Annotated in this window: 11 protein-coding genes; all 11 read left to right on the top strand. The window is 66.5% G+C overall.

All coding sequences use genetic code 11. The features are described 5' to 3' along the window. The first annotated feature begins 49 nt into the window (after positions 1–49). The 11 genes from DC347_RS14915 (at position 50) to DC347_RS14865 (ending at position 11,852) form a co-directional block, all read left to right on the top strand. A complete protein-coding gene (locus tag DC347_RS14915; RefSeq protein WP_109863482.1) occupies positions 50–1,645 on the top strand; it encodes an ABC transporter ATP-binding protein in 1,596 nt (531 codons plus the stop codon). After that, on the top strand, positions 1,638–3,032 hold the full coding sequence (locus tag DC347_RS14910; RefSeq protein WP_109863481.1) for an ABC transporter permease: 1,395 nt from the start codon (positions 1,638–1,640) through the stop codon (positions 3,030–3,032). Before DC347_RS14915 ends, DC347_RS14910 begins: the two co-directional genes overlap by 8 nt. Continuing rightward, a complete protein-coding gene (locus tag DC347_RS14905; RefSeq protein WP_109863480.1) occupies positions 3,029–4,537 on the top strand; it encodes an ABC transporter permease in 1,509 nt (502 codons plus the stop codon). Before DC347_RS14910 ends, DC347_RS14905 begins: the two co-directional genes overlap by 4 nt. A 5-nt stretch (positions 4,538–4,542) precedes the next feature. Beyond that, the gene (locus DC347_RS14900; RefSeq protein ID WP_255414783.1) at positions 4,543–4,986 is read left to right on the top strand and encodes a cytidine deaminase; all 444 of its coding nucleotides are present in this window, start codon (positions 4,543–4,545) and stop codon (positions 4,984–4,986) included. Beyond that, on the top strand, positions 4,983–6,305 hold the full coding sequence (locus tag DC347_RS14895; RefSeq protein WP_109863478.1) for a thymidine phosphorylase: 1,323 nt from the start codon (positions 4,983–4,985) through the stop codon (positions 6,303–6,305). The genes DC347_RS14900 and DC347_RS14895 overlap by 4 nt, the downstream gene beginning before the upstream one ends. 6 nt (positions 6,306–6,311) lie before the next feature. After that, positions 6,312–6,941, top strand: a complete 630-nt coding sequence (locus tag DC347_RS14890; protein WP_018761915.1) for a DedA family protein — start codon at positions 6,312–6,314, stop codon at positions 6,939–6,941. A gap of 134 nt (positions 6,942–7,075) precedes the next feature. Next, positions 7,076–7,807, top strand: a complete 732-nt coding sequence (locus tag DC347_RS14885) for a DedA family protein (protein ID WP_018761914.1) — start codon at positions 7,076–7,078, stop codon at positions 7,805–7,807. Positions 7,808–7,846: 39 nt separating this feature from the next. Then, positions 7,847–8,983: an adenosine deaminase gene (locus DC347_RS14880; RefSeq protein ID WP_018761913.1), complete on the top strand. Its 1,137-nt coding sequence runs from the start codon at positions 7,847–7,849 to the stop codon at positions 8,981–8,983. 79 nt (positions 8,984–9,062) lie between these two features. After that, entirely contained in the window at positions 9,063–9,635 is a 573-nt protein-coding gene (locus DC347_RS14875; protein WP_240617821.1) for a MazG nucleotide pyrophosphohydrolase domain-containing protein, read from the top strand. Between the two features lie 118 nt (positions 9,636–9,753). Continuing rightward, complete coding sequence (gene eno / locus DC347_RS14870) at positions 9,754–11,034, top strand: phosphopyruvate hydratase (protein WP_018761911.1); 1,281 nt, start codon at positions 9,754–9,756, stop codon at positions 11,032–11,034. Between the two features lie 137 nt (positions 11,035–11,171). Next, positions 11,172–11,852 carry a septum formation initiator family protein gene (locus DC347_RS14865; protein WP_109863477.1) on the top strand — a complete coding sequence of 227 codons (681 nt, stop codon included), beginning with the start codon at positions 11,172–11,174 and terminating at the stop codon, positions 11,850–11,852. Positions 11,853–11,877 lie beyond the last annotated feature (25 nt).

The raw sequence follows: 11,877 nt of genomic DNA, 5'->3' as shown, positions 1-11,877 counted from the left end.
CCGACAGCGCGGCGGAGCAGATCCATACACACACAGATTGGTTGGGGTTTTGAAACTCGAACTGAAGGGGATCACGAAGCGATTCGGGTCCCTGGTAGCCAATGACCACATCGATTTGGTCGTCGAACCGGGGCAGGTGCACTGCCTCCTGGGCGAGAACGGCGCAGGGAAATCCACCCTGATGAACGTGCTCTACGGCCTGTACGATCCGACCGAAGGCGAAATCCTGGTCGATGGCAAGCCTGTCGTCTTCAAAGACCCCGGCGAGGCCATGGCGGCCGGCATCGGAATGGTCCACCAGCACTTCATGCTCATCCCGGTCTTCAGCGTGGCCGAGAATGTGGCGCTGGGCAATGAGACCACCAAGGCCGCCGGCCTGCTCAACCTGGAAGCTACGCGCGAGAAGATCCGCCGCATTTCGGACCAGTACGGCTTCGACGTCGACCCCGACGCCATGGTGGAGGACCTGCCCGTTGGCGTCCAGCAGCGGGTCGAGATCATCAAGGCACTGGTTCGAGATGCCGAGGTGCTCATCCTCGACGAACCCACCGCCGTGTTGACGCCGCAGGAGACCGACGAACTCCTGGACATCATCCGGCAGCTGAAGCGCGACGGGAAGTCGATCGTCTTCATCTCCCACAAACTGCGCGAAGTCAAAGCCATCTCGGACACCATCACAGTCATCCGGCGCGGCAAGGTGGTGGGGCAGGCGGACCCCACAGCTTCCCCCACCGAACTGGCGTCCGCCATGGTGGGCCGCACCGTGAGCCTGACGCTTGACAAGGCGCCGGCCAAGACGGGTGAGGTGACCTTCAAGGTCCGCAACCTGACCGTCACCGACCACAATGGACAGCACGTGGTCGATGACCTGTCATTCGACATCGCCAAGGGCGAGGTGCTCGCCATCGCCGGAGTGCAAGGCAACGGCCAGACGGAGCTGACCGAGGCGATCCTTGGCGTGCAGCCGCACGTGGCCGGGTCCATCACGCTCGGCGGCGAGGAATTGTTGGGCAAGAGCGTTAAGCATGTGCTCGGTGCGGGTGTGGGCTTCGTCCCCGAGGACCGCACCCTTGACGGCCTGGTAGGCACGTTCACCATCGCCGAGAACATGATCCTGGACCTCTACGACAAGGCACCTTTCGCCCGCGGCGTGGGGATGAAACCGGGCGTCATCGCGGAGAACGCTGCCAAGAAGGTCGAGGAATTCGATGTCCGCACGCCCTCCGTATCCGCCGCGGTGGGCACCCTCTCGGGCGGCAACCAGCAGAAGGTCGTCCTGGCCCGTGAGCTCTCCCGCCCGCTCCGCCTGTTTATTGCCTCGCAGCCCACGCGCGGGCTTGACGTCGGCTCGATCGAATTCGTCCACAAGCGCGTCATCGCCGAACGCGACCACGGAACGCCCGTCATGATCGTGTCCACGGAACTTGACGAAGTACTGCAGCTAGCAGACCGGATCGCGGTGCTCTACCGCGGCCGGCTGGTGGGAATCGTCCCCGCCACCACGTCCCGCGACGTCCTGGGCCTGATGATGGCCGGTGTCCCGGCCGCGGAAGCCGAAGCCAACGCCTCCGCCCATGCTTCCGGCGTAACGGCCGCACCGACGGTATCTGAGCCTGCCGGCCACGAAGGAGAAACCCATGTCTGAGAAGACAACCCCGGACCCGCTGGCCACAGGCAATAACAGCGCCCCGGAGCCCGCCCCGACCCAGGTGCCAGGCGGCGCCACCTCCGAGGCCGTCGCCTCCGACGTCGCGCTCGACACCGCCGGCGGCCAGATGCCGCCGTCCGCCGTTCCGGCGGCCACCCAGCTGCGCGGCCGGGACCACCGGGACGGTGACGGATCCGTCCTGCACCAGATCTTCACCGGCAACGCCATGGTCTCCTTCCTCTCCGTGCTGCTGGCCATCGTGCTCGGCGGCATCCTGATGGCGGTGACCAACCCCAAGGTCGCCGTCACGGCCGGTTACTTTTTTGCCCAGCCCGGAGACCTCCTGACCGAGGTCATCCGTCCCTATACCGCACTGGTGCAGGGGTCCATCTTCAACTGGGCCGGCGCCGACCTGGCCGCCCAGCTGTACCCGATCACCGAGACCCTTACGGTCGCAACTCCGCTTATTTGTGCCGGGCTCGGCGTCGCGTTGGCGTTCCGCGCCGGCCTGTTCAACATTGGCGCCCAGGGGCAGATCATCTTCGGTGCGCTCTTCGGCGCCTACGTTGGCTTCGCCTGGCACCTGCCCATCGGCCTGCACCTGCTGGTCGTCATCCTCGCCGGCCTGGTTGGCGGCGCGGTCTGGGGTGGCGTCGTGGGCCTGCTGAAGGCGCGGACAGGCGCCCACGAGGTGATCGTGACCATCATGCTCAACTACATCGCCAACTTCCTGCTGCTCTTCCTGCTCACCACCCCCGCTTTCCAGCGCAAGGGTTCCACCAACCCGATCTCCCCGTTCCTTGACTCCACCGCGTTGTTCCCCGAACTGCTCGGACCCCAGTTCCGCCTGCACGCCGGGTTCCTGGTTGCGATAGCGGCCACCGCCTTCGTCTGGTGGCTGCTGAACCGCTCCACGGTCGGTTTTGAGTTCCGCGCCGTTGGGGCGAACCCGAACGCGGCCCGTACCGCCGGAATCAACGTTGCCCGCAGCACCATCCTGGTGATGGCGATCGCGGGTGCGCTGGCCGGCCTGGCCGGGGTGGCGCAGGTGTCCGGCACGGAAAAGTACCTCTCCGGCGGTGTGGCCGCTTCCATCGGCTTTGACGCCATCACCGTCGCTCTGCTGGGACGCTCCACGCCGTGGGGAACCTTCTTTGCGGGCCTGCTGTTCGGCGCCTTCCGCGCCGGCGGCGTGGCAATGCAGGCACAGACGCAAACCCCCATCGACATTGTGCTCGTCATCCAGTCCCTGATCGTGTTGTTCATCGCAGCACCGCCGCTGGTCCGTGCGATATTCGGACTCAACCCCCGTAAGAAGAAGACCACCACAAGTGGGACCGCAGGTTCGCATACCGGCGGCGTCAAGAGCGGAGCGGCAGCATGAGCGCCACCACACAATCTCCCGCGAGCAAACAACCTGGAACCGGGAAAACCACCGGAGCCAACCGTGCCGCAGGCCGGGCAGGGACAACGGAATTGGTGAGCTGGAAGGCCGGCGTCGGCCTGGGCCTGCTCGCCATCCTGGGCACCGTGCTGTTTGGATTCCTCGCCAACACAAAATCCGCCGGGTTCCGGATCGCCGAAGCCCGCGACCCAAACGCCTCGTCCACCGCAGCCTGGATCACCCTTGTCGTGGCGCTGGCTGCCGCCGGATACCTCGGCTACCGCTGGATCAGCCAGCGCCGCGAGGGCGGGGGAGTGGACCGCTGGATTCCCGCCACCACCATCGCTGCCGTCGTCGTCCTGGGCCTCGCGGCCCTCGGCGTTGCCCAGGTGGAGAAGATCACCGTGCCCTCGATGGTCTTCGGCTGGATTTGCGCCCTCTTGCTGCTCGGCCTGGCCGGGTACGCCATCCTGCTGACCCTGCAGCGGCGGCGCACCCCCGGATGGCTGGGCGGTCTCTTCGCCGTCGTCTTCCTGGTCGGGTTCATGATCTGGATCGTCGCCGGCGGCCGTGACCCCGAACCGTCCATTTCCCTGGGCGGCCTGATGGCAGGAGCGGTGACACTGGCCGTACCACTGGTGTTCGGCTCGCTGTCCGGAGTGCTGTGCGAACGGGCCGGCGTGGTCAACATCGCCATCGAAGGGCAGCTCCTGCTCGGTGCGTTCTCCGCCGCCGTCGTAGCCACCGTGACCGGCAATGTCTATGTGGGACTCATTTCGGCGGCCGTCGCCGGCGCACTCGTGTCCCTGGTCCTGGCCGTGGTGAGCATCAAGTACCTCGTCAACCAGATCATCGTCGGTGTGGTCCTCAACGTCCTGATCAGCGGCCTCACCAGCTTCCTGTTCTCCACCCTGCTCACGGCGGACCCGGAACACCTCAACAAGCCCGGCCGGCTCCAGGCAGTGGATATCCCGTTCCTTGCCGACATCCCGATCATCGGACCCATCCTGTTCCGCCAGTCCCTGGTGGGCTACCTCATGTACGTGGCCGTGATCGTGGTTTACGTCGGGCTGTTCCACACCAAATGGGGCCTGCGGGTGCGCGCCGTCGGCGAACACCCCCAGGCGGCGGACACCGTGGGCATCAATGTCAACCGCACCCGCTTCATCAACGTCCTGATGGGCGGCGCGATCGCTGGAATCGGCGGTTCCTTCTTCACCCTGGTGTCGGTGGACGCCTTCAGCAAGGACATGTCCGGCGGTCGCGGCTACATCGCCCTTGCCGCCATGATCTTCGGGCGCTGGAATCCCATCGGGGCCTTCCTGGCCGCCCTGCTCTTCGGGTTCGCCGACAACCTGCAGAGCATCATCACCATCATTGGCTCGCCTGTGCCCAGCCAGTTCATGGCGATGCTCCCCTACGCCCTGACCGTCATCGCCGTGGCCGGCCTCGTGGGGCGGTCCCGGCCGCCCGCGGCCGACGGCATCCCGTACGTCAAGGGGTGACCACGGTGACAGAAACCGGAGCCCCCGGCAATCAAGGCAGGCCCGGCGGAGGTACCGGCGTCGATTGGGCCGCCCTCGAGGCTGCCGCCGTTGCCGCCATGGCAAATGCCTACGCGCCGTATTCGAATTTCGCGGTGGGGGCGGCCGCCCTCACCACGGATGGCCGGATCGTCAGCGGCTGCAACGTCGAGAACGCCAGCTACGGCCTCACCCTCTGCGCCGAATGCGCCTTGGTAGGCAATCTGCACATGACCGGCGGCGGCCAATTGCGCGCCTTCTACTGCGTCGACGCCGGCGGCACGGTCCTGATGCCGTGCGGCCGCTGCCGGCAGCTGCTGTACGAATTCCGCGCCCCGGACATGGAAGTCATGACCACCCAAGGCATCAGGACGATGGACCAGGTGCTGCCCGACGCATTTGGCCCCCAACATCTGGAGGAGACCCGGTGACCCAAACCACCAGCAACGCCGAGGCATTCGATGCCGTGGACATCATCCGCATCAAGCGGGACAAAGGCACTCTGAGCCCCGAACAGATCGACTGGACCATCGACGCCTACACGCGTGGAGCCATTGCCGATGAACAGATGGCGGCCTTGAACATGGCCATCCTGCTCAACGGCATGGACCGGGCGGAAATTGCCCGCTGGACCGCCGCCATGATCGCGTCCGGGGAGCGAATGGACTTTTCCAGCCTTCGGCGCCCCGATGGCGGCCTGAAGTACACCACGGACAAGCACTCCACCGGCGGGGTAGGGGACAAGATCACCCTGCCGCTGGCCCCGCTCGTGGCGGTGTTCGGCGTCGCCGTCCCGCAGCTCTCCGGCCGCGGCCTGGGCCACACGGGCGGCACCCTGGACAAGCTTGAGTCGATTCCCGGGTGGCGCGCAAACCTGACCAACGGTGAGATCCTGGCCCAACTCCAGGACGTCGGGGCAGTGATCTGCGCCGCCGGCGCAGGCCTGGCCCCGGCGGACAAGAAGCTTTACGCGCTGCGTGACGTGACCGGCACCGTGGAAGCCATCCCGCTCATCGCCTCGTCCATCATGAGCAAGAAGATCGCCGAGGGCACGGGCTCGCTGGTCCTGGACGTCAAAGTGGGCAGCGGAGCGTTCATGAAGGATGAGTCCCGGGCCCGGGAACTGGCCGAGACCATGGTGGCCCTGGGCAAGGACGCCGGCGTCAACACGGTTGCGCTGCTGACCAACATGAACACGCCACTGGGCCTCACAGCCGGCAACGCCATCGAAGTCGAGGAGTCCGTGGAGGTCCTCGCCGGTGGCGGACCGGAAGACGTGGTGGAGTTGACCGTCAGGCTCGCCGAAGAGATGCTCGCCGCTGCAGGAGTGCACGACGCCGACCCCGCCGCCGCGCTCGAGGACGGCCGCGCCATGGACGTCTGGAACCGGATGATCTCCGCCCAGGGTGGCGATCCGCATGCCCCCCTCCCGGCAGCCAGGGAATCCGACGTCGTCTACGCCCCCGCAGACGGAGTGCTGGTGGAACTCGACGCCCTGGCCGTCGGGGTTGCCGCCTGGCGGCTGGGGGCCGGCCGTGCCCGCAAGGAGGATGCCGTCCAGGCCGGGGCCGGGGTGCGGATGCATGCCAAACCGGGCGCCACCGTCAGGGCCGGGGAACCCTTGATGACCCTGCTCACGGACACACCGGACCGGTTTGCCCGCGCCCGGGAAGCCCTCGAACACGCGGTGGTCATCGCGCCGGATGGTTCACGGCCTGCCCAGCAGCTCATCATTGACCGCATAGCATAGGTACCAATGCAGGCCATCAACGACTTCATCCTCACCGCAGCCGGACAGCCCTGGGTGCTGGTCCTGGTGCTGGCGTGCTGCGTCATTGACGGCTTCTTCCCGCCCGTGCCCAGTGAATCCGTGGTGGTGGGCCTCGCCGCCGTCGCCGCCACCGCGGATGTCCCCAACCCCCTGCTCTTGGCAGGGGTGGCTGCCGCCGGAGCCTTCGCGGGCGACAACATTGCCTACCTCCTGGGCCGGCGGGTGGGCACCACCCGCTGGGCCTGGATGCGCGGACCGCGGATGCAGGCCGCCTTCCGCTGGGCGGGCCGGGAACTGCGCAAGCGGCCGGCGTCGCTGATCCTGGTGGCCCGGTTCGTTCCGATCGGCCGCGTGGCGGTCAACCTGACCGCCGGAGTCACCCACTATCCCCACCTGCGGTTCGTGGGGCTGACGGTCCTTTCCGCAAGCCTGTGGGCCGGATACTCCGTGACGATCGGGCTGTTCTTCGGCCAATGGTTCGAGGACAACCATGTCCTGGGCGCCGCGATCGCCATTGTCTGTGCCGTAGCCCTGGGCATCCTGGTGGACCTTGTGATCAACAAATTCCGGGGTAAACCCAACGTGGTGGAACGGATCCGGGAACCCGGGACCTGAGCCCCGCGTTTAACCGGATAATTCCGGGCGCCGGGGCGTAGCGTACTGCGTCCCCGCCATGGGACACTTAGGAACGATTTCCGCTTTGGCTGCGGCGCTTCGGCCGTGCCATTTTTTTACAGGAGCAACACCGCGTGGAGTTTATTAATGAGGCCGTGCTCCATGCAGCGGGCCAGTGGTGGATTTACCCCGTACTGCTGGTGTTCTTCTTCGTGGACGGCTTCGCCATGGTGGTGCCCAGTGAGACCCTCATTGTGGCTTTGGCGGCTTTCTCGCGGCACAGCGGCGAACCCAATCTTTGGATCCTTGGTCTGACCGCCCTGATCGGCGCGATCTGCGGCGACAACATGGCCTATATGCTCGGCCGAAAGATCGGACTGGACCGGTGGGCGTGGATGCGCCGGCCCAAGGTCCGGAAAGTCTTCGCCTGGGCCCGCTACGAGCTCGAGAAGCGCGGTGCGGTCCTCATCTTCACCGCCCGGTACATCCCTTGGGGCCGGGTGGCTGTCAACTACGTGGCCGGCAGCACCGGGTTCTCACACCGCAGGTTCTTCGTCTTCGACGCCTTTGCCTGCGTCACATGGGTGGGCTACTCCCTGGGCATCGGGGTGCTGGCCAGCTCCTTCCCATGGCTGCACCACAACCCGCTCCTGAGCGCCGGCATCGCCGTCGTCTTCGCGATAGTCCTGGGCGTCGTGATCGACCACGCCCTGCGCTGGTGGCACAAACGGCTCGGACGCCACGATGCGCCCGAGGCTGACGCCGACGTGGACGGATGGGCCGAAAACACCCCGGGCCAGGAAGGACGGCCCGGCACCCGGCCCCTAACGGTGCCATCGGCCGATGCGGGTCCCGCAGCCAAGTAGCGGCTGGCTTTGAACCCCGCCCCACCCTAAGGTGGGAACGTGACTGAGCCCATTCTTGACGCTGCCCCTGCCATTGATTTCGACCTGAAGAGCCTGCCCAAGGTTTCCCTTCACGACCACTTGGACGGGGGACTCCGTCCGGCAACGATTATCGAGCTGGCGGAAGCCGTGGGGCACACCCTCCCCTCGACGGATCCGGTTGCCCTGGGGGAGTGGTTCCGCGAATCCGCCGACTCCGGGTCCCTGGTCCGCTACCTGGAAACCTTCGACCACACCGTGGCCGTAATGCAGACCTACGACGGCCTGTTCCGCGTGGCCAAGGAGTTCGTCGAAGACCTGGCGGATGACGGCGTGGTCTACGGCGAGGTCCGGTGGGCGCCGGAGCAGCACCTGCAGAAGGGGCTCAGCCTGGATGAAGCCGTGGAAGCGGTCCAGGACGGCCTGGAAGCCGGCGTCGAGGCCGTGTCGGAGAGCGGCCGGGAGATCCAGGTGGGCCAGCTGATCACCGCCATGCGCCACGCGGACCGCGGCCAGGAAATCGCCGAACTCGCCGTGCGCCACCGCAACCAGGGCGCAGTGGGCTTTGACATCGCAGGGGCCGAGGACGGCTTCCTGCCCAGCCGTTTCAAGGACGCGTTCACCTACCTGGCCCAGCACAACTTCCCCGCCACGGTGCACGCCGGCGAGGCTGCGGGGCTGGAGAGCATCCAGTCTGCACTGGTGGACGGCCGCGCCCTCCGCCTGGGGCACGGCGTCCGGATCGCCGAGGACATCATGGTGGAATTCGACGATGACGACGAGGCCGGCGACACCGTCGGCCTGGTCACCCTCGGCGACCTCTCCAGCTGGGTTCGTGACCGCGGCATCGCCCTGGAAATCTGCCCGTCCTCCAACCTCCAGACCGGAGCCATCGCCGAATTTGGCGAGGGTATCGAGAGCCACCCGCTGGACATGCTGTACCAGCTGGGCTTCAACGTCACCATCAACACCGACAACCGCCTGATGAGCGGCGTCACGCTGACGGACGAGTTCAACCTGCTGGTGGAGACGTTCGACTACGACCTTGACGACCTGCTGGAGCTGACCCTGAACGCGGCCGAGGCGTCCTTCCTGCCCTTGGAGGAGAAGGAAGCACTGGTGGAATACATCAACGACGCCTACGCCAACCTTGGCTGACCAGGATCCTCCTCCCGGCAGCTCCGCCACTGCGGAGCTGCTGGAAAAGATGTCCCAGCTGCGCGAGCACTGCCCCTGGATGGGTGCCCTGACGCACGCCTCGCTGGTGGAATACCTCCTCGAGGAGGCCTATGAGGTGGCTGAGACCATCGAGGAGGGCCACCCCGACGCCGAACTCCAGGGCGAGCTCGGTGACGTCCTGCTCCAGGTGGTGCTGCACGCCCGCCTTGCCGAGGAACGAGGCGCGTTCACGTTCGACGACGTCGCGCGCGGACTGGCTGCCAAAATGGTCCGCCGGAACCCCCACGTCTTCCGGCCCGACGGTTCCCTGCAGGACACCTTCCCCGCCACGGTGGCGGAAATCGAGCAGACGTGGGATGCGGTCAAACGGGCGGAGCGCCCGGAGCGGCGCCATGCCTTCGAAGGAGTCCCCGCTGCCCTCCCGGCGCTGGCCAAGGCGCAAAAATCGCTTGACCGGGCGGCCCGGGCAGGGCTCGGGCTGCCCGACGGGGTTCCCGTCCCCGAAAGCGAGGAAGAACTGGGAACCCTGCTGCTCGCCGTCGTGCGTTCGGCCCGGGACCGCGGCATGGACGGCGAGCGCGCCCTCCGTACCGCCGTACGCCGCTACCACGGCGACCAAGCGGCATCATGACGTCCGGGCCTTGACCGGTTTGAGTAACCCGGAGCACTCTCGACTACGCTAGTCCCTGACGAGTACGTCGAGTTTTCTGCCTGATTCCCCCCGTTAATCGCCCATAAGGAGCAAATTCATGGCGCTTATCGATGCCATCCACGCCCGCGAGATCCTTGATTCCCGCGGCAACCCCACTGTTGAAGTTGAAGTCCTGCTGTCCGACGGCCAGATCGGCCGCGCCGCAGTTCCCTCAGGTGCTTCCACCGGTGAGCACGAAGCCGTTGAACTGCGCGACGGCGACAAGGGCCGCTACCTCGGCAAGGGCGTGCAGAAGGCCGTCGACGCCGTGATCGACCAGATCGCCCCCGCCCTGACCGGCTTCGACGCCACCGACCAGCGCAGCATCGACCAGGCCATGCTGGACCTGGACGGCACCCCCAACAAGGGCAAACTCGGCGCCAACGCCATCCTGGGCGTCTCCCTGGCCGTCGCCAACGCTGCCGCAGCATCCGCCGACCTGCCCCTCTACAAGTACCTGGGCGGCCCGAACGCCCACGTCCTGCCCGTGCCGCTGATGAACATCCTCAACGGTGGGTCCCACGCCGACTCCGACGTCGACATCCAGGAATTCATGATCGCCCCCATCGGCGCCGAAACCTTCTCCGAGGGCCTGCGCTGGGGCGTTGAGGTGTACCACAACCTCAAGTCCGTCCTGAAGGAACAGGGCCTGTCCACCGGCCTGGGCGACGAGGGCGGCTTCGCCCCGAACCTGCCGTCCAACCGCGCGGCACTGGACCTGATCCAGGAAGCCATCAAGAACGCCGGCTACACCCCGGGCAAGGACATCGCCCTGGCCCTGGACGTCGCCTCCTCCGAGTTCTTCAAGGACGGTGCCTACCAGTTCGAAGGCAAGGCCCTGTCCGCCAGCGAGATGAGCGCCTACTACGCCGAACTCGTTGCCGACTACCCGCTGGTGTCCATCGAGGACCCGCTGGACGAGAACGACTGGGAAGGCTGGAAGACCCTCACCGACGCCATCGGCGACAAGGTCCAGCTGGTGGGCGATGACCTCTTCGTCACCAACCCGTCCATCCTGCAGCGCGGCATCGACACCAAGACGGCCAACTCCCTGCTGGTCAAGGTCAACCAGATCGGTTCCCTGACCGAGACCCTGGACGCCGTCAGCCTGGCCCAGCGCGCCGGCTACACCACCATCACCTCGCACCGCTCCGGTGAAACCGAGGACACCACCATCGCCGACATCGCGGTGGCCACCAACGCAGGCCAGATCAAGACCGGCGCACCTGCCCGCTCCGAGCGCGTTGCCAAGTACAACCAGCTGCTGCGCATCGAAGAGGAACTCGACGACGCCGCACGCTACGCCGGCCGCAGCGCGTTCCCGCGTTTCAAGGGCTAGTAACCGGCTAAACCCATCGGCGGTGGCTATGGTTGGAAGACCATAGCCACCGCTGTTGCTTTTCGCAGCAATGGTCCCAGCAGTGTTTGTCCAGCACAGATAGTGGCGGCCCAGGGAGGCTGCGTTTCAGGAGTGTCATGGCTACCCGCCGCCCCAAAGTTCCCAAGGTCGCCCCCGCCCGTCCGGCAAAGGATACGGCCGACGACGGTACCTCCGGCGGGGCCGAGGTCATCCGGGCGGATTTCCGCCCGGCCAAGGACACCGGCGCAGCAGGCGCGTCACCGGGACATGGCGCCGGCAGCCGCGGAACTGCAGGCCGCCCGGCCGGAAAGTCGGGGGAGGCAACCACGCCCAAGGCGTCCGCTGGACGCAAGGGCAGCGGCTCCATTGACGGCAAGGACGGCCGGGACAGCGATGGCGATCAGCACCCCGTCCCCGCCAAAGCGTTCTCCGGCCGCATGCTGGCCCTGGCCGTGGTGATGGTGGCCATCACCATCATGCTGGCGCCCACGGTGAAGATCTTCTTCGACAAAAAGGCCGAAATCGACGCGCTGAATGCCGATATCGCCGCACGCCAGGCCCAGGGGGATGCCCTCCGGCAGCAGGTTTCGCGGTGGCAGGACCCCAACTACGTCAAGCAGCAGGCCCGCGACCGCATTAACATGGTTATGCCGGGCGAAACCGGCTACTGGGTTTTTGGCAGCGATGAACCGGCCGGAGAGAGCAGTAGCCCCGCCGGCGCAACAGCACAAGACCCCGCCGATCTGCCGTGGGTGGATTCCCTGTGGGAGTCCATCAGGCGCGCGGCCACAGACTGAACCGCACAGGAAGGACGGCCCGCGA

Source organism: Pseudarthrobacter sp. AG30 (assembly GCF_003116525.1).
Lineage (GTDB): Bacteria > Actinomycetota > Actinomycetes > Actinomycetales > Micrococcaceae > Arthrobacter.
This window is presented reverse-complemented; position numbering and strand designations above follow the sequence as displayed.

What these genes read in the sequence shown, in the direction of transcription:
- DC347_RS14910 (WP_109863481.1), top strand. Translation starts at nt 1,638, where the DNA reads ATGTCTGAGAAGACAACCCCGGACCCGCTGGCCACAGGCAATAACAGC.
- DC347_RS14905 (WP_109863480.1), top strand. Translation starts at nt 3,029, where the DNA reads ATGAGCGCCACCACACAATCTCCCGCGAGCAAACAACCTGGAACCGGG.
- DC347_RS14890 (WP_018761915.1), top strand. Translation starts at nt 6,312, where the DNA reads ATGCAGGCCATCAACGACTTCATCCTCACCGCAGCCGGACAGCCCTGG.
- DC347_RS14875 (WP_240617821.1), top strand. Translation starts at nt 9,063, where the DNA reads ATGGGTGCCCTGACGCACGCCTCGCTGGTGGAATACCTCCTCGAGGAG.
- eno (WP_018761911.1), top strand. Translation starts at nt 9,754, where the DNA reads ATGGCGCTTATCGATGCCATCCACGCCCGCGAGATCCTTGATTCCCGC.
- DC347_RS14865 (WP_109863477.1), top strand. Translation starts at nt 11,172, where the DNA reads ATGGCTACCCGCCGCCCCAAAGTTCCCAAGGTCGCCCCCGCCCGTCCG.